This is a genomic window from Clostridium sp. MCC344, from assembly GCF_018785365.1.
In the GTDB taxonomy this organism is placed as follows: Bacteria; Bacillota; Clostridia; order Lachnospirales; family Lachnospiraceae; genus Pilosibacter.
The window spans coordinates 169,771-186,645 of sequence record NZ_WQPQ01000056.1 but is presented as its reverse complement, the minus strand read 5'-3'; the positions used below and the strand labels follow the sequence as shown (position 1 = coordinate 186,645).

17 protein-coding genes and 1 pseudogene are annotated in these 16,875 nt (G+C 51.7%); 5 read left to right on the top strand and 13 right to left on the bottom strand.

Features of this window, described 5'->3' with window-relative positions; genetic code table 11:
* The 5 genes from GPK90_RS12910 to GPK90_RS12890 all read right to left on the bottom strand — a co-directional run.
* A partial coding sequence (locus tag GPK90_RS12910; protein ID WP_252197454.1) for a GTP-binding protein occupies window positions 1-872 on the bottom strand: 872 nt, incomplete at its 3' end.
* Window positions 873-1,180: 308 nt separating this feature from the next.
* Window positions 1,181-2,002: a metal ABC transporter permease gene (locus GPK90_RS12905; RefSeq protein WP_118529516.1), complete on the bottom strand. Its 822-nt coding sequence runs from the start codon at window positions 2,000-2,002 to the stop codon at window positions 1,181-1,183.
* A complete protein-coding gene (locus tag GPK90_RS12900) occupies window positions 2,003-2,713 on the bottom strand; it encodes a metal ABC transporter ATP-binding protein (protein WP_215703167.1) in 711 nt (236 codons plus the stop codon).
* Window positions 2,710-3,792, bottom strand: a complete 1,083-nt coding sequence (locus GPK90_RS12895; RefSeq protein ID WP_346011259.1) for a metal ABC transporter solute-binding protein, Zn/Mn family — start codon at window positions 3,790-3,792, stop codon at window positions 2,710-2,712. The genes GPK90_RS12900 and GPK90_RS12895 overlap by 4 nt, the downstream gene beginning before the upstream one ends.
* A 19-nt stretch (window positions 3,793-3,811) precedes the next feature.
* Window positions 3,812-4,471, bottom strand: coding sequence for an HAD family hydrolase (locus GPK90_RS12890; RefSeq protein ID WP_215703166.1), 660 nt, complete (start codon window positions 4,469-4,471; stop codon window positions 3,812-3,814).
* Between the two features lie 480 nt (window positions 4,472-4,951).
* Between GPK90_RS12890 and GPK90_RS12885 the strand changes: the two genes are divergently transcribed.
* Complete coding sequence (locus GPK90_RS12885; protein ID WP_118321592.1) at window positions 4,952-5,428, top strand: hypothetical protein; 477 nt, start codon at window positions 4,952-4,954, stop codon at window positions 5,426-5,428.
* A 69-nt stretch (window positions 5,429-5,497) separates the two neighbouring features.
* Here GPK90_RS12885 and GPK90_RS12880 read toward each other — a convergent pair.
* From GPK90_RS12880 to GPK90_RS12855, 6 genes and pseudogenes are all read right to left on the bottom strand, one after another.
* Window positions 5,498-5,710: pseudogene (locus tag GPK90_RS12880) on the bottom strand (winged helix-turn-helix domain-containing protein); the annotation flags it as partial.
* A gap of 39 nt (window positions 5,711-5,749) precedes the next feature.
* Window positions 5,750-6,319: a phosphatase PAP2 family protein gene (locus GPK90_RS12875; protein ID WP_215703164.1), complete on the bottom strand. Its 570-nt coding sequence runs from the start codon at window positions 6,317-6,319 to the stop codon at window positions 5,750-5,752.
* Window positions 6,303-6,596: a GtrA family protein gene (locus GPK90_RS12870; RefSeq protein WP_346011264.1), complete on the bottom strand. Its 294-nt coding sequence runs from the start codon at window positions 6,594-6,596 to the stop codon at window positions 6,303-6,305. Before GPK90_RS12870 ends, GPK90_RS12875 begins: the two co-directional genes overlap by 17 nt.
* Window positions 6,597-6,620: 24 nt before the next feature.
* A complete protein-coding gene (locus GPK90_RS12865; RefSeq protein WP_215703162.1) occupies window positions 6,621-7,832 on the bottom strand; it encodes an ABC transporter permease in 1,212 nt (403 codons plus the stop codon).
* On the bottom strand, window positions 7,826-8,650 hold the full coding sequence (locus tag GPK90_RS12860) for an ABC transporter ATP-binding protein (RefSeq protein ID WP_215703161.1): 825 nt from the start codon (window positions 8,648-8,650) through the stop codon (window positions 7,826-7,828). Before GPK90_RS12860 ends, GPK90_RS12865 begins: the two co-directional genes overlap by 7 nt.
* Window positions 8,651-8,653: 3 nt before the next feature.
* A complete protein-coding gene (locus GPK90_RS12855) occupies window positions 8,654-9,976 on the bottom strand; it encodes an efflux RND transporter periplasmic adaptor subunit (RefSeq protein ID WP_215703160.1) in 1,323 nt (440 codons plus the stop codon).
* Window positions 9,977-10,239: 263 nt separating this feature from the next.
* On the opposite strand from GPK90_RS12855, the gene GPK90_RS12850 reads away from it, so the two are divergent.
* Window positions 10,240-11,121: an ABC transporter ATP-binding protein gene (locus GPK90_RS12850; protein WP_215703159.1), complete on the top strand. Its 882-nt coding sequence runs from the start codon at window positions 10,240-10,242 to the stop codon at window positions 11,119-11,121.
* Window positions 11,108-11,968, top strand: a complete 861-nt coding sequence (locus GPK90_RS12845) for an ABC transporter permease (protein WP_118529509.1) — start codon at window positions 11,108-11,110, stop codon at window positions 11,966-11,968. Before GPK90_RS12850 ends, GPK90_RS12845 begins: the two co-directional genes overlap by 14 nt.
* Before the next feature lie 403 nt (window positions 11,969-12,371).
* Here GPK90_RS12845 and GPK90_RS12840 read toward each other — a convergent pair whose 3' ends face one another.
* Complete coding sequence (locus GPK90_RS12840) at window positions 12,372-13,271, bottom strand: YitT family protein (protein ID WP_486463671.1); 900 nt, start codon at window positions 13,269-13,271, stop codon at window positions 12,372-12,374.
* Window positions 13,272-13,659: 388 nt separating this feature from the next.
* A complete protein-coding gene (locus GPK90_RS12835) occupies window positions 13,660-14,001 on the bottom strand; it encodes a DUF3870 domain-containing protein (RefSeq protein WP_118298490.1) in 342 nt (113 codons plus the stop codon).
* Window positions 14,002-14,504: 503 nt separating this feature from the next.
* Here GPK90_RS12835 and GPK90_RS12830 point away from each other — a divergent pair.
* Together GPK90_RS12830 and GPK90_RS12825 are read left to right on the top strand one after the other, a co-directional pair.
* On the top strand, window positions 14,505-15,395 hold the full coding sequence (locus tag GPK90_RS12830; RefSeq protein ID WP_215703158.1) for a DUF4392 domain-containing protein: 891 nt from the start codon (window positions 14,505-14,507) through the stop codon (window positions 15,393-15,395).
* Window positions 15,396-15,855: 460 nt separating this feature from the next.
* On the top strand, window positions 15,856-16,752 hold the full coding sequence (locus tag GPK90_RS12825) for a LysR family transcriptional regulator (protein ID WP_118298492.1): 897 nt from the start codon (window positions 15,856-15,858) through the stop codon (window positions 16,750-16,752).
* Window positions 16,753-16,875: the final 123 nt, after the last annotated feature.

Below are 16,875 nucleotides of genomic sequence, written 5' to 3'. Positions count from 1 at the left end.
TGATGATGGTGATGACCGCAGCCGCACTCCTCGTCATCGTCATGGTGATGGTGGTGCTCATGCTCGTCCTCATCGTCATCATCGTCGTGATGATGGTGATGACCGCAGCCGCACTCCTCGTCATCGTCATGGTGATGGTGGTGCTCATGCTCGTCCTCATCGTCATCGTCGTCATGGTGATGATGGTGGTGGCCACAGCAGCACTCCTCGTCATCGTCATGATGGTGGTGATGACCTTCTTTTACTTCCTCAAGAAGCTTCTCAGCCATATCATCGGTCGGTTTCTCAATGATCGCAAGAAGCTGCTCACCAGTCAGCTTGTCGATCGGCGTTGTCACGATCGCTGCCTTCGGGTTCTTCTCACGGATCATCTCAACGCACTGTGCAACCTTGTCAGCGTCAGCGACATCGGTACGGCTTAAAACGATCGTTCCGGCGCTCTCGATCTGGTTGTTGAAGAACTCACCGAAGTTCTTCATGTACATCTTGCACTTCTGTGCGTCAACAACCGTAACAGAACCGTTTAATACAACGTCGATCTCGCCTGCAACGTCGCATACTGCCTTCATGACATCAGAAAGTTTGCCGACGCCGGACGGCTCGATAATGACACGGTCCGGTGTATATTTTGTGAGGACTTCATTTAAGGAACGTCCGAAATCACCAACTAAGGAACAGCAGATGCATCCGGAGTTCATCTCACGGATCTCAATTCCGGAATCCTTTAAAAATCCGCCGTCGATTCCGATCTCACCAAATTCATTCTCGATCAGGACTACTTTCTCACCCGCGATCGCTTCTTTCAGAAGCTTCTTTATAAATGTTGTTTTTCCGGCTCCGAGGAAACCGGAGATAATATCGATCTTTGTCATAATGACACCTCTTTCTTGTCACCTGTGCCATGTTTCTGTAGTTCTGACAGGTCTGTTTTCCGGTGTTTCTTCTCATCCGCAGACCGGAACACATGCCGCAGTTTTCAGATCACTGCGAATCCGTCTTCTCATAGCACTTTCATTTTTCGTTACCATTTACTAACTTTAACACATTTTCCCGCAAAGTCAAGTACTGCCGCTTTCCTTTATTTTTCGGAAAGCGGCAGTATCTGAGATTTTTTCTCATTATGAAGTTTTCCGCAGATCTGCGCATCTGTCTGCGCTGACCGGAAGAAAGCATATCTTTCTTACCGCACCTTCTGCTTCAGGATCTGAACGATGCAGAACACCCCGAACATCACGAGATTGACGACCACCACACTCGCTCCTGCCGGGATCGAATATACATAGGAAAGAACGAGTCCGATGAAGAAACACACCACCGACACGACGCCGGAGGAAACGACCACACCGAAAAAGCTCTTAAAGATCCGCATGGAGGTCAGCGCCGGGAAGATCACAAGACTCGAGATCAGCATGGCACCCATCATCCGCATTCCGAGGACGATCGTGATCGCAGTAAGGACCGCGATCAGAAGGTTATAGGCCGACACGCGCACGCCGGTCGCCTTTGCGAAGCTCTCGTCGAACGTCACTGCAAAGACCTTATTATAACAGATCACAAACATTCCGAGGACAATCACGGAGAGCACCACGCTCAGATACATGTCCTCACGGCTCATGGCGAGGATACTTCCGAACATATAGCTGCTCACATCGGTCGTCATTCCCGTTGTCAGGGAGGTCACGATAATACCGATCGCCAGGGATCCTGCAGAGATCATCGCGATCGCCGCGTCACTCTTGATCTTTCCGTTTCCCGTGATCCGAAGGAGCAGGACCGCTGCGGCTGCGACGACCGGGATCGACACCGCGAGAGGCGCCCAGTTAAACGCCACTGCGATCGATAAGGCACCGAACGATACATGGGACAGTCCGTCACCGATCATCGAATACCGTTTTAATACAAGGCTGACGCCTAAAAGCGACGCGCACAGAGAGATACAGATCCCGCCGATCATCGCGCGCACCAGAAACGGATAGGAAAACATTTCCTGTAAAAGTCCCATTTAGCTCTCACCTCCGAGGAATTCTCTTCCAAATTCCGATTTTTTATACTCTTCCACAGTCCCGTAGAACTGGACTGTCTGTTTCAACTGTAATATCTTGTTCGCCTGAGTCACGATGTTCCCGATATCATGGGAGACCATCAGGACTGCGACCTTTTCATCTCTGTTCAGATGGCGGATCACCGCATAGAAATCCTGGGTCGATGCCGGATCGAGACCGGTGATCGGCTCGTCTAAGATCAGGAGCTTGTCGGTCGCGCAGAGCGCTCTCGCGATCAGTGTTCTCTGCTTCTGGCCGCCGGAGAGATCCCGGTAGCAGCTTTTTTTCAGATCCGTGATCCCGAGCTTTTCCATGTTGACCTGTGCGATCTTCCGCTCCGCCGCAGAATAGAATGGGCGGTTTCCGCGCTTTCCGAGACAGCCGGAAAGTACGACCTCCTGGACCGTTGCCGGGAAATCCTTCTGCGCCGGCGTCTGCTGCGGGAGATATCCGATGCCGGACCGTTTTAACTCGTCCGCGATCGTGAGGACTCCCCCGGTCGGCTTTAAGAGCCCTAAAAGGCCCTTCATCAGCGTACTCTTTCCGGATCCGTTCTCACCGACGATGCAGAGATAATCCCCGGGAACGATCTCCATGGACACGTCCTTCACCACATCGTAATTTTCATATCCAAAGTCCACATGTTCACATTTTAATAAAGGCTGGTTCATCGATAAAGTCCTTCCCGTAAATTCACAACATTCTGTTCCATCAGCTGCAGATAGGTAACGCCGCTCTCAAATTCTCTCCTCGTCACGTTGTGGCAGGAGTGGAATAATAACGGCTTCGCTCCGGTCTCCTCACTGATGATCTCCGCCACCCGGTGGCTGGAAAGCTCCAGATAGTAGACCGCCGGGATCTGTTCCTCCCGCACTTTGTCGATCAGATAAGCGATCGTCTTCGCGCTCGGCTCCGTGTCGGACGAACAGCCGGAAAACGCTGCCCGGTAGCGGAGTCCGTAGGTGTCCGCAAAATAGCGGAGTGGGAACTTATCCGCCATGACGATCAGGTCAAGATCCGCACCGTCCACGACATCCCGGAATTCCTGGTCGAGATTCTTCAGCTTCCCGAGGTAATCCGCCTCATTCGCCTGGAAAACCGCCGCATCCGCCGGATCCATCTCCTCCAGCGTATCCGCGATCACCTGCGTGATCTTCATGGCATTCACCGGAGACGTCCAGATATGCTCGTCATACTCGATCTCGTAGGCATGGTCGTCATCCGCATGGTCATGGTCCTCCGTATCGTGGTCATGATCTGCATGGTCACCGTCTTCCTCGTCATGATGCGCATGATCATGTCCATGATCGTCGCCAGAATCTTCCATTCCTTCCACGATTTCCTCCTGAACGACATCGACATAGTCCATCATCGTGATGACCTTCAGGTCCGGGGCATCCAGGGATCCGAGCACCTGTGTCACCCACTGTTCCATCGTTCCGCCGTTGCAGATCAGAAGATCCGCATTCTGGATCAGTCGGATATCTGCAGGCGTTGGTTCAAACGAATGGCTGTCCTGACCGGCAGGGATCACCATGGAAAGATCCACGACGTCACCGGCGATCTGTCTTGCGAAATCATAATACGGAAACAAGGTCGTCACAACCTTCAGCTTCCCGTCTCCTGGAGTTCCCACATTCCCGTGTGTGTCCCTGACAGAAGCGCACCCGGTCAGGGAACCAAAAAGAAACATCGCTGCAATGAGCCATGCTTCCACCCGTTTTCGTCTTGTTTTCTTAAAATATTTCAATCTGTCTCCTCCGGTATCATCACCCGACTATCTCTTTTAAGATATCCTGCGGCTTTTCAAACAGAAATTCCGGATGAAATGCGGCAAGTTCCTCACGCCCCCGGAATCCCCAGAGAACTCCAACGGTCGTCATCTTCGCATTCTTTCCAGTTTTCATATCCGTGTTCGTGTCACCAAAATACAGGCACTCCGACGGATCTGCACCGCAGAGTTTCGCCGCCTTCAGCGCCCCTGACGGATCCGGCTTCTTCGGGACACCTTCCTGCTCCCCGATCACCGTGTCGAAATAGTTTGTTCCGAACACGTATTCCACCGTCTTTTTCGCCTGAGCGTCCGGCTTATTGGACACGACCGCGATCTTAAGACCGAGTTCCTTCGCTCTCGCCGTGAGCTCCATGATCCCATCGTAAGGATGCATCTCATAGTTACAGTATTTTCCGAAAATCTCCATATATACAGGTAAGATTGCCTCGTAATGTGCTTCGTCCGTATCTCCGCAGGCGGCCAGAGAACGCTTCATCTGCATCTTATATCCATCCCCGACGATCGTCTTCATCTGAGTCTCCGTCAGAGGACCGAGCCCGAACTTCTCAAGAGCGAGGTTCGTGCAGTAGGTCAGCGCATGGATCGAATTTACCAGTGTTCCATCGAGATCAAAGATCAGACACTTATATTTCATATCTGCCTCCATCAACGCAAAAGTGAATCCAAAAAGGCGGTCCGTCCGCCCTTATTCCGGGCAGAAAATTCCATAAAACCGCCGGTTTCATCGAAATTGTGTCATCCACAAAACTGTGCCACTCATTTTATCACAAACCCGAAAACTTGACAACACTTTTCTATTTCCCTTTTTTCTCATATTTTCACTCCAATATCACGTGGAATTCCATGTTCAGAAAACGTTACAGGATTGTACGAAATTTTCAGTTCACGAAATTTCTCACTATGACAAAGCAACCCCAAAATTTCCTGCCTGTGAGAGCTCCCGCCGCATTTTTGTCGCCTTTTCACTCTCTATTTGCCGCTATTTTGCCACTTTTTATTGACTCTTTTCTGTTTCCATATTAGGATATAGATAAGTTCGTAGAAAAAACGGCAGATTTCATATTTTTTATATGCAGTCTGATACCGGAAAAGGAAATCCCAGGAGGTATTTTTCATGAAAAAGATCTGTATCGCAGCTCTCGCTGCAACTCTGGCACTCGGAACAATGATCACAGCACAGGCTGCTGACACAACAGAGCCGACTTATCCTAAACAGTACCGCAGTGTAAACGGCGGTCGTCTCCGCGGCTTAAAATCCCCGGCTGGCGGTGCGTGGGAAGAACTCGCTGACGGCACCTGGAAATATCATTTCGCAGAAGGTCTCGAAGCAACTGACTACTGGCTGGAGATCGACGGAACCTGGTACTATTTCGGTCATGACAACATCATGCAGACCGGCTGGGTAAAAGATGACGGCAACTGGTACTACATGGACCTTGAGACCGGCGCCCTCTTTACCGGATGGCATGAGATCGGCGGCAAATGGTACTACTTCCATGAGGAAGGCGACGGATTCAAGGGAACTCTCATGGTTGACTGTGTAACTCCGGATGGACACACGGTTGATGTAAATGGAGCTCTTGTAGAATAAAAAAAGGAAAAAATTGATCAAAACCGCTTATGGATCCGGAAATCCTTAAGCGGTTTTTTCATGTTATAATTATGAATTCAACCGGTATCCCGCTCCCCAGACCGTCTCGAGGATCTTCGGATTTCTCGCATCGTCCTCGATCTTCTCCCGGATCCTGTTCACATGGACTGACACAGTCGCCGCGTCCGAGACGTAATCGTATCCCCAGACTGCCTCAAAGAGACGATCCTTTGAAAATACGGCATTCGGATTCTGCGCCATGAACCTCAGAAGCTCAAACTCAGCGACATTCCCGGCTTTTTCTCCATGGTTCTCCCTCTTTCATAACTTCCCGACCGGAATTTCCGGGCCGGAATCTCTTCGTGCCTCTCGGGCCGCCGCTACCATCTCTGTCAGTTTTGAAGCGGCTGCCCCGCAGAGGATTCCAATGACAGCCCCGGCCAATACATCCGTCGGATAATGGACATACAGATACAGTCTCGAAAATGCGATCAGGCATGCGACGGCCCCAAAAGCCACACCTGTTTTTCTCTTCTTCATAAACCAGGCGGCTGACGCTGCAGCAAAGGATACCGCCGTATGTCCAGACGGAAACGAATAATCTTCCGGTCTCGGGATCAAAAGGATTCTCGCCGGATCTGAAGTAAACGGACGCGGTCTTGCGACCAGAGGTTTCAGAATCACATTGCAGCTCAGTACCTCAAAGACCAGTGCTGTCAGAATGCAGATTCCAAATGTTCTCGTCTTTTTATATAAAGTAAAAACAAGTCCTGCCGCGATCCAGAAGATGCCGCCGTTCCCGAGAGCGGTGACTGCAGGCATAATCTGATCCATAAGATCCGACTGAAATACCGACTGGATCCCGTTTAAGATATCAAACTCCCATCCCATACTGCTTTCCTCTCTTTCTGAATATGATCTGATGCTGCACGATCCAGCTGAACAGGAACATGGTACATTCCGTCATGACCTTTGCCACGTAGAGAGGAATTCCTCCCCTCACAAGGATCCCGAGGATCATGTTGTCCAGGATCAGGTTTCCGGCTGCCAGCGCTGCATATTCAAGAAATGACTCCCGACTCTCTCCGGTCCGGAACACCAGGCGGCAGTTCATTTCATAATTATACACGGCGCTGAACATTCTTGCAAACAGATTAGCCGCGTAAATTCTTAAAGGGGATCGCAGACTTTTTTACTCGTACCGCAGCGCGTCGATCGGATCCGCCTTTGCGGCCTTCGATGCCGGATAGATTCCAAAGAAAATTCCGACAACCGCCGAAAATGACACTGCAAGAATGATGATCCCCGGCCGGATCACGACCGGGAGTCCAAACGCGGCACCTCCCGCCGTCACAACGGTCACGGCAAGTACGACGCCGATGATCCCGCCCAGGGCGGACAGGATCGCCGACTCCGTGAGGAACTGGATCAGGACATCCCTGGTCCTCGCGCCCAGCGCTTTCCGGATCCCGATCTCCCGGGTCCTCTCCGTGACGGACACCAGCATGATGTTCATGATCCCGATCCCGCCGACGATCAGGGAGATCGCCGCGATCCCGCCGACCGCCATGGAAAGTCCTCCCATCATGCTGTCAATGCTTCCCATCTCATCCGCCACCGTGTTCGTATAGAAATCTCCTGCGTTCCGCCCTTTTAATTTTCCGAGATAGGCGGTCAGGCGGGACATGAGATCCACCATATCGGTTCCTTCTTTTGCATATAAGCGGCAGTAATAAAACGTATCATTCGGCCAGGTGAGCAACGTGTACGGAATGTATGCGGACCCTGTATCGCTGGAACCGCCCATCAGCAGTTTCTGAAACGCGCTCATCTCCTTTTTATAGACGCCGACTACGGTATAGAGGTCCGTGTCCCCGTAGATCGTCGTCCGGAATGTCTTCCCGACCGCATCCTCCGTTCCAAAAAGTTTTCCGGCGCTCTCCGCCTCCATCACCACGTTTTTCTTTCTTCCAAGGATATCACTCTCGTTTAAATACCGTCCGGCAACCATCGTCACCGGCTGTACTTCCTGATAATCCCGGTCGACTCCCTGAAGATCAAATTTCATGGAAGTCCGACCCACGCGGACATCCGGACTCACACTCGCATAACTGTCGATATATGCGATCTCGTCTGCAAACACTTCCCGGATCTTCTCCAGGTCATCCAATGTGAAATAATCGCTGTCCCGCACGTCCTCGACCCAGTATCCGATCGACACGACTGCCTGCGTCGTTCCCGCATCCTTGTAGAGATCCGCAAACAGTCCCCGCATGGTGTCTCCGATGGAGACGATCGAGATGACGGAGCCGATCCCGATGATGATGCCGAGCATCGTCAGAAAGGAACGCATCTTGTTCGCCATGATGGCATGGAACGCCATGACCATATTTTCCCCTAACATGAACTCACCCCGCTCTCTGTTCCGGCTGTCTCCCGGAAATGTCGGTAGAGGCCCTTCATGTGGAGTTCCCCGCTCCCCTTTGTCGGATTCTCATTGATCTCATCTTTGATGATCTGTCCGTCGGAAAAGTGGATGATCCTATCCGTGAAGGCGGCAATGTTTTCCTCGTGGGTGACCACGATCACCGTGGCTCCAGCCTTGTGGAGCTCCGCAAAAATCTCCATGATCTCGATCGATGCCGCCGTGTCGAGGTTTCCCGTCGGCTCATCCGCGAGGATCAGCGGCGGTTCGTTTGCGAGAGCTCTGGCGATCGCCACGCGCTGTCTCTGTCCGCCGGACATCTCGTTCGGCATGTGACCGGCACGTGCGCCAAGTCCCACACAATCTAAAAGTTCCATGGCACGCTCCGTCCGTTTTTTCTTCGGGATCCTCGCATAAGTCATCGGCAGCTCCACATTTTTTAATGCCGATGTGCGTGAGATCAGATTGAAGGACTGGAATACGAAACCGATCTTTTTGTTTCTCACCGCCGAGAGTTCATCCGGCGACAGCGCCGCCGTGTCGATCCCATCCAGATAGTAATGACCGAGTGTCGGGCGGTCGAGACAGCCCAGAATGTTCATCAGGGTGGATTTTCCCGATCCGGAATGGCCCATGATCGCCACAAATTCCCCGCGGCGGATCGTCAGGTTGATCTTTTTTAATCCCAGGACCCGGATCGCGCCCGTGTCATAGATCTTCACGAGATTTTCCAGGCGGATCAGCTCGTCCGTCACATTTTCCGTAAGCCAGGCAGCTCCTCTCCATTTTTCAAACATCTCTTATTCCCCCTGTTTTGCCGCTGAATTGACAGCCATTCCTTCCGGATACTGCTCTCCCGGCTCCGCGATCAGAAGCGAATTTTCGTCCAGCGCATGGCCCTCCTGCGGGATGATCTCCGCCTCCACATCTCCTTCCACGCCGATGGTGACCGGAACCCAGGAGACGACCCCGTCCGTGAGCTCCTGGACATAAGCTGCCCCGTCTTTCTCCATGACTGCCGACACAGGGACTGTCAGGGCGTTTTCCGATTCCTCCAGCACGATCGAAGCGCGGGCGGTGATCCCGGCGATCAGCTTCGTATCGCTGTCCGTGATCCGAATCGTTGTCGGGATGACGCGTTCGGTAGAACCGCCGCCTTTTTCCTCTCCGGTCGGGGAGATCGAGTCGACAACTCCGTGGACCGTTGCGCCATTTAAAATGTCCGCTGATATCTCCGCCTCCTGTCCGAGTGCGACTTTTCCGATCGAATATTCGCTGACTTTGATCTCAAGTTCCAGCTGGTCGAGGTTTTCGATCACGAACAGCGGGGCATCGTTCTCCATCTTGTCGGCAAAGCGGCCGACTTTCGTATTTACGCGGACCACGGTGCCGTCGATCGGCGCTTTCAGCACGGTGTCCTCCAGGGATTCCGTCGCTTTCTCGTAGTCATATTTTGCCTTTTCGATCTGGAGGCGGTAGGAATCGTCCGCAACCGCTGTCCCATTCTTCACGGTATAGGAGTCCCGCTCGCGTTTCGCGTCATTGAGTCCGTTTTCCGCAGTCTCAAGGTCTACTTTCGGCACGCTGCCGCCGTCATAGAGTGCTTTTGTCCGGTCGTAGTTCGCCTGTGCGGTGTTCAGGTCCTGTATGGCTTTCGCGTAGCCGTTTCGTGCTTCTTTGTCTTTCTCCGCGCAGGTGCTCACTGCGAGATCGTAATCGTTTTTTGCGATATCTGCCGTTTTTCTTACATCGGAGTCATCGAGGACTGCCAGTGTCTGTCCTTTTGTGACTTTGTCCCCTTCTTTTACCGGGATCTCCAGGATCTCCGCATGGAGGTTGGAAACGACGTCCACGCTGTCGGTCCCGGATACCGGGCCGGTGACGGAGAGGCGGTTCTGGATCGTTTTTCTCACAGGGTTTACGGTGTCCACCACCGGGACCATGTCTTTTCCGCCGCCGAGGATCTTTCCGGCTGCGATCCCAAGGACCAGGATGACGGCTGCCGAAACGGCGATCTTCTTTTTCTTTCCACCTTTTTTCTTTTTTGGTTCTTTTTTTCCGCTCATCAGAGCTTCCAGTTCCTGATCGAACTCATCAGGTGAGATTTTTTCTTCACTGCTCATGGTTTACTCCCTTGGTGTTTGTGTTGTTTTTTATACTAAGGAGTAGTATAGCAGGGAAAGCTTGCGTTTTTTGGACTTCTGTCTTTCGGTTTTCTTGCGGAATCTTTACGGTTTGGGGGATTGGCGAGGGGGACGCGCAGGCCACCCACCAGACGCGGGTGGTCTGCGCTGGCGCTGGACGGGGCTGAGAGATTGATGGATAACGGTTCACGTGTGCAGATATGGATTCATATTTTATAATAAATACTGTTTGTGAGGTGTCCATGACTCCGAAGTTGGAAGTGAATGGGGTGGATTTCTCCTATCATACGTTGGAGGGAGAGACGAAGGCCCTTTCTGATATATCGTTTCATGTGAACAGTGGGGAGTTTCTTTGTATTGTTGGGCCGTCGGGGTGTGGGAAGTCTACGCTGCTTTCGCTGCTTTCCGGGCTTCTGGCGCCGGAGCGGGGGGAGATCCTTCTGGATGGGATCCCGGTCGCGAAGGGATCGTCCGGGATCGGGTATATGCTGCAGCGTGATCATCTGTTTGAGTGGCGCACGATTTTTTCAAATGCTTCTCTCGGGCTTGAGGTTCAGGGGAAGTGTGATCCCGGGCATATCGGGCGGCTGAGAGAGCTTCTTGATGCGTATGGGCTTCAGTATTTTTATGACGCAAGGCCGTCCGAGCTTTCCGGCGGCATGCGGCAGCGGGCGGCGTTGATCCGGACACTGGCGCTGGAGCCGGATCTTCTGCTTCTCGATGAGCCGTTTTCTGCTCTTGATTATCAGACAAGACTCTCCGTCTGTGATGATATCAGCTCGATCATCCGCAGCCGGAAAAAGACGGCGATCCTGATCACGCACGATCTCTCCGAGGCCGTCAGCGCGGCAGACCGGATCCTGGTCCTGACGAGCCGGCCCGGGCGGATCAAGGGGGAGCTTCTGATCCGTTTTCCGGATCATGAGACGAGTCCTTTGAAGCGGCGGAATTATCCGGAGTTTTCTTCTTATTTTAATGAATTGTGGAGGATTCTTGGAAATTCAGGGGAAGGTAATGAGATGGCTTTGGACGGAAATGATCGGAAGTATGGGGGTGTTCCTCTAAAGGATGAAAATGACGGACCGAAATGTGGGATCGGAGGTGGAGCGGATGAAATTTCATGATATCGCTTCTTTTCTTTTTTTCCGGCGGCGGGGTGCGATCCCCACGGAAGCGCTCTCCGTCTCTCCCGCCCAGCATCGCTATCTGGAACAGGAACGGCGGATCCGCAGACAGATTTTTGCCTGCCGGGTCTTGTTTCTGATCCTGTTTCTTGTTTCCTGGGAAGTCAGTGCCCGCATCGGGATCCTGAATGATTTTATTTTCAGTTCTCCGTCCCGCGTGCTCTCCTGTTTTCTTTCCATGGCGGCGGACCGGACGATCTTTTATCACACGGGGATCACGATTCTTGAGACGATGCTCAGCTTTTTTCTCGTGACATGCATCGGGATCTTCGGTGCGGTGGCGCTCTGGTCCAGCAGGCGGCTGGCAAAGATCCTGGAGCCGTATCTTGTCATGCTGAACAGCCTGCCGAAGTCCGCCCTCGCCCCGGTCCTCATCGTCTGGCTCGGCAACAACATGAAAACGATCATCACGGCGGCCGTCTCCGTGGCGGTCTTCGGCTCGATCTTAACGCTCTACAACGGCTTTCTCTCCATGGACCCGGATCAGATCCGGCTGATCTATACGCTCGGAGGGAAGCAGAAAGATGTCCTCACAAAGGTCCTGCTGCCAGGTTCTGTCCCTCTCATCATCAGCAACATGAAGGTCAACATCGGTCTCTGTCTCGTCGGCGTCATCATCGGGGAGTTTCTCTCCGCGCAGGCAGGCCTCGGCTTTCTCATCATCTACGGCAGCCAGGTCTTCAAACTGGACCTCGTGATCATGTCTATCGTGATCCTGTGTGTGCTGTCGGCGGTGCTGTATCAGGCGGTGACAATGCTGGAGAAAAGGTGTGTGCGGCATCATTAAGTCGAATGTACGCAACATTTAACGCAGGAATTTCCTGTCAAACAAGCAAAAACACGATTCGCGAGTTTCCCCTTGTTATCGCGACAGTCGCCAAGGTCTCGCGCAAGCGCGGACTTTGGCTCGTTGTCCGCGTAAATAAAAAGACAGCACACGTACTCCTTCCATGTCGACAATCAGAGTTCTGTGTGCTGTCTGTAATTTATTACGTAACTGTTCAGTACCCTCACACCTACAGGAACCTCCCCCGGAGCTTCCCTTCGGATGCATGGCAAGTTACGAGCAAAAATCCATTCCAGATCGGCTTCGCCGATGGGATTTTTGCCTTCCGTCCCATGTTTTATTACGGTCAGCGCAGCAAGTGCGCAGACCTACTGAATAGTTACTTTATTACTTTTTGATTTTCTTAATCCAGGGACTCCCGGTAGAATCCTCCGTAGAAGTTCTCCGTCTTAAATACGTTGATGATCACATGCTCATCCACATCCTGGATCAGCTGGACGATATCGTTGATCTCATAGGAAGAGATCACGGTGTGGAGCAGATACATCTTTTTGTGGCTGTAACCGCCGATCGCTTCCACACAGGAAATTCCGTGGTGGTACTGGCTGACGTACTTTTTCATGATCTCCTCCGCCTTCTCGGTCGTGATCTGTAAGGTCACGCGGTCGTAGCGGTGATGGAAGGTGGAGATCATCTTTGTGGAAATGAACTGGAACAGGATCGAATAACCTGCATATTTCCATCCGAACATGTGTCCGAAGATCACAAGGATGCAGACATTTCCCATGAACACGTAATTCCAGATCGACTTTCCTGTCTTATTTGAGACATAAAGTGCGATAAAGTCGGTACCGCCGGTCGATGCATTTCCTTTCAGTGCGAGAACAACAGAGAGTCCATAAAGAACACCTCCGAAGATCACATTCAGGGTCAGGTCATCAAACAACGGGGTATAATGGCAGACTTTTAAGAAAAAGCTGGCGAAAAATACCTGTAAAAGTGAAAATACGGTAAATTTCACGTTAATGCTGCGGCAGCACATGAGTGCGACCGGGAGATTCAGGACAACTAACGCCAGGGAAGTCGATACGGAAAATCCGTACAGCTCGGCAATTCGGTCGATCAGGATCGCAAGTCCTGTAAATCCGCTGGACAAAAGTCCCGCCGGACGGATAAACGCCAGGATCACATAGGACTGCAAAAGGGCAGATGCCAGAACTGCCACAAAAGAAATCGCACAGCGGAATGCGAAATTTTTCCGCATCCCGCGCACCTTTTTCGTTACATCATTCCACGAACTCATAAGTGGGGTACTCCTTTTTCATACTTTAGATTTTCATGATAACAGGGTCACATGTTTCTCAACATATCGCAGAAAACCTGTCTCCCGGATATTTCTGTGGAATCATTTTTTCATGCCAGACCTCTGTCTATCTGCCGCTTTTTCATGGGGTTTTGAAAAACAGCATTCATAACTTTATCATGTTTTTTCCCCTTGTCAATCCATCCCGGAAAAAACAAGAAAAAAACAGCCGGAGACAAGCTCCGGCTTAAGAATGTTAAAATTTATACTCTTTTGTTTCCAGATCTATACAATTATGTTATAGTTCTCATCTCTGCTCTGTTAAAAGTTCCTTTAACCGGTCGTTCAGCTCAGTCTGATCAGACATTCCTGCATCTTTTCAGTCTCCTCAGCTCTTCTTCTGCGGACAATTCTCCCCGATTGCCGTGAGATACCGGTTGCACGCGTCCTTCATACACGCGATCAGAGGCTTTTGCGTCAGCGCAAAATACCGCTCCCGGATCTCCTTCTCGATCGCCGGAATATCCGTCTTTAAACTTTTTCCGACAAACATCGATGCCACAAACCGCTTTGTCACATCCAGGATCGTATTGCAGTCCAGCTCCAAAATTTTTCCAGTCTCCCGCTCCACGATCAGACTGATATAAAATTCCCCGTGCAGATTGTAGATCGCATCCTCTTTGCTCGGCTTCGCCTGGCCGACCACGAGGATCGTGTTCCTGTTCTCCATAATGTATTCCCCTTTTCCCAAAACTCTGTACTTCCATTGATCAACTTATAACCTTACTGCGTTACAGTACACGGGCACTCCATGCCCGCGCACTGTAACAGGATTTTGCCGATGCTTCGCATTCCAAATCGGCAAAATCTGCGGCCATAACAGTATCATACGGAATTTTCAGTTCAGAAAATTCCTACCCATAAAAAGTAACTTTACTGCTTATTATACCACCGGAATTTCCCTTTTTCCATTGACATTTCCACCCATTTCCACTAAACTAAAGATACAAAAACAGATTCTTTTATTTATCGGGACTCCTGCCCGGATGCTCCCACCGTAAATAAGAGCCATGAATCTTCCAACAAGGGGATCAGTGGCTTTTTTTGTTGCCCTGATACGAAAAAAGCATTCTCCTTCTCATCACATTCGCGCTGCCGCAAAAGCCCCGGACCGTCCCAGGCGATCCCATCTCCGCTTCCCTGCAGCCCGATCATCAATTGGAGGATATGAACATGACATTCTTTAAAGATCTGGATACCATTATGAAACAGGACTTCGGAAACCGCGGACTCTTAAAAGCACTGCCGGACAACCCGATCCGCGAAACACTTGAAACACTCTCCACTGCCCGCCGCGTGATCCTTCTCACCGGTTTCCCGGTCCGCCTTGAAGACGGAACCTATGTAGGCGAGACAGACGGACCTCTCGGCATCGCCGATATCGCCGCCGCCCTGACAGCACTCGGCGTCTCCGTCCTCGTGATCACCGACGAACCCGCCTTCTCCATCGTGAGCGACGTCGTCTGCTACCGCGCACCTAAAGCAAAACTCATGATGCTGCCAAAAACAGACACCGAAGACTTCATCCGAAGCTGCATCAAAAACTTCTCCCCGACCCACTTCATCTCCTTAGAACGCCCAGGAAAAGCCGCCAATGGCCACTATCACAGCATGCGCGGTGAAGTCCTCGACGACATGATCACCGACTCCGCCCTCTTCCTCTCCGAGGCAAAAAAAGCCGGAGCAGTCACGATCTCCATCGGTGACGGCGGAAACGAAATGGGAATGGGAACCTACCGGAATGTGATCGAGACATTTGTCCCGTTCGGAGATAAGATCTGCACCGCCGAAGCCGCCGATCTCACACTCGCAAGCGGCGTCTCCAACTGGTGGGGCATCGGCATCGCCGCCCTCTGCTCCCTCCTCGCCGAGAAGAGCCTGCTCCCGACCCGCGCCGAAGAGACCGAATCTCTCCGTCTCGCCGTAGCCGCAGGCAGCGTCGACGGCTGCACCCGAAAAAATGAAATGACCGTAGACCACCTCGATCTCGAGACACACCTCGGAATCCTCGACTCCGTCGATGAAATCCTCAAAAAAGAACTGGGCCTCTGTGCGATCGCCTAAGCCAGGATTGCACACAGTCCAGTACCAGATATCAGAAATCTTCAAAACATACCGCATCTGACATCACCACTATCCAGGATCGCACAGCGCAGCGCCTGCAATCCCCACCCAGCACAGCCAATTTCAGCGCCGGCCGGCCTCCGGATCCGGGTGCCTGATTTCAGGAGCTTGGCTTCCTCTTGGCTCGCGGGAGAATGCGTTGGAGGAGATGGGACACTTGTTTGAGCGCAGCGAGTTGTGTCCCATCTTCTCCGCCCTTAGCATTCTTCCGCAAGTCTAGAGGAACCGCCCCTAAAATCCCGAGTGCCCGGAGCCGGAGGCCGACCGGCGCGTACCTTTCGCCATCAATTTCATATTGACATCCCCACCCCCATTCATTATAATAGCTATAAATAATACGAATACCACATATGAAAGGGGGTTATGTTCCTGCGGTCCCTGACAGGACAGCGGTATTTTCATGGAACAACATCTGTCACAATACAAAATCTTCTACGAGGTAGCCCGCTGCGGCAACATCTCCCGGGCTGCCAAAGAACTCTACATCAGCCAGCCCGCCATTAGCAAAGCCATCAGCAAACTTGAAGAAAGCCTCGGAACCAGACTCTTCAACCGAAACTCCCGCGGAGTCCAGCTCACAAGAGAAGGAACCATCCTCTTCCAGCATGTGAACACAGCCTTCGACTCCATCGGTCACGGCGAACGCGAACTCAAACGGATCCATGACTTCCATATCGGAAACTTAAAGATCGGCGTCAGCAACACCCTGTGTAAATACGTCCTCCTCCCCTACTTAAAAGGATTTATCGGAAAATATCCACATGTAAACATCGCCATCGAGAGCCAGTCCACCTACCAGACACTCGACATGCTCGATGCCAGAAAGATCGATATCGGCCTTGTCGCTGAGCCAAAAAACAGAAAAGGACTCCACTTCCAGCCCCTGATGGAGATCAGCGACATCTTCGTCTGTACGCCTGCCTACCTGGAGAATCTTCATTTAAGAGAAGGAAACGACCCGGATATCTTTAAGACCGGAAATATCATGCTCTTAAACCGCTCCAACATGAGCCGGAAACACGTCGATGCCTACCTGTCCGACAATCAGATCGAGATCAACCAGATCCTCGAGACGACTGACATGGAACTCCTCATCGAGTTCTCCCGGATCGGACTCGGGATCGGCTGCGTCATCAAAGACTTCATCGAAGATGATCTGAAAAACGGTACGCTTATCGAGATCCCGCTTGATATCCCGATTCCGAAACGCGTAATCGGATTCTGTTATCATCCACAGGATGTTCCTGATACCCTGCGAGAATTTCTGGAATTCTGCCGGACATTCCGCAAAGCCTGATCCATCTGTCTTTTTAGCAGAAAATTTCTGTTGCAAAAAGCCGGAAACTGAATTTCTCGTACAGTCTGAAATTCAGTCTCCGGCTTTTTTTCAATTTACAACCTGCCATCGATTCTTTCTGCA

Excerpts from the sequence above, each read along its gene's own strand:
- GPK90_RS12905 (WP_118529516.1), bottom strand. The coding sequence starts at position 2,002 with ATGGGACTTTTACAGGAAATGTTTTCCTATCCGTTTCTGGTGCGCGCG.
- GPK90_RS12900 (WP_215703167.1), bottom strand. The coding sequence starts at position 2,713 with ATGAACCAGCCTTTATTAAAATGTGAACATGTGGACTTTGGATATGAA.
- GPK90_RS12890 (WP_215703166.1), bottom strand. The coding sequence starts at position 4,471 with ATGAAATATAAGTGTCTGATCTTTGATCTCGATGGAACACTGGTAAAT.
- GPK90_RS12885 (WP_118321592.1), top strand. The coding sequence starts at position 4,952 with ATGAAAAAGATCTGTATCGCAGCTCTCGCTGCAACTCTGGCACTCGGA.
- GPK90_RS12875 (WP_215703164.1), bottom strand. The coding sequence starts at position 6,319 with ATGGGATGGGAGTTTGATATCTTAAACGGGATCCAGTCGGTATTTCAG.
- GPK90_RS12865 (WP_215703162.1), bottom strand. The coding sequence starts at position 7,832 with ATGTTAGGGGAAAATATGGTCATGGCGTTCCATGCCATCATGGCGAAC.
- GPK90_RS12860 (WP_215703161.1), bottom strand. The coding sequence starts at position 8,650 with ATGTTTGAAAAATGGAGAGGAGCTGCCTGGCTTACGGAAAATGTGACG.
- GPK90_RS12855 (WP_215703160.1), bottom strand. The coding sequence starts at position 9,976 with ATGAGCAGTGAAGAAAAAATCTCACCTGATGAGTTCGATCAGGAACTG.
- GPK90_RS12850 (WP_215703159.1), top strand. The coding sequence starts at position 10,240 with ATGACTCCGAAGTTGGAAGTGAATGGGGTGGATTTCTCCTATCATACG.
- GPK90_RS12845 (WP_118529509.1), top strand. The coding sequence starts at position 11,108 with ATGAAATTTCATGATATCGCTTCTTTTCTTTTTTTCCGGCGGCGGGGT.
- GPK90_RS12840 (WP_486463671.1), bottom strand. The coding sequence starts at position 13,271 with ATGAGTTCGTGGAATGATGTAACGAAAAAGGTGCGCGGGATGCGGAAA.
- GPK90_RS12835 (WP_118298490.1), bottom strand. The coding sequence starts at position 14,001 with ATGGAGAACAGGAACACGATCCTCGTGGTCGGCCAGGCGAAGCCGAGC.
- GPK90_RS12830 (WP_215703158.1), top strand. The coding sequence starts at position 14,505 with ATGACATTCTTTAAAGATCTGGATACCATTATGAAACAGGACTTCGGA.
- GPK90_RS12825 (WP_118298492.1), top strand. The coding sequence starts at position 15,856 with ATGGAACAACATCTGTCACAATACAAAATCTTCTACGAGGTAGCCCGC.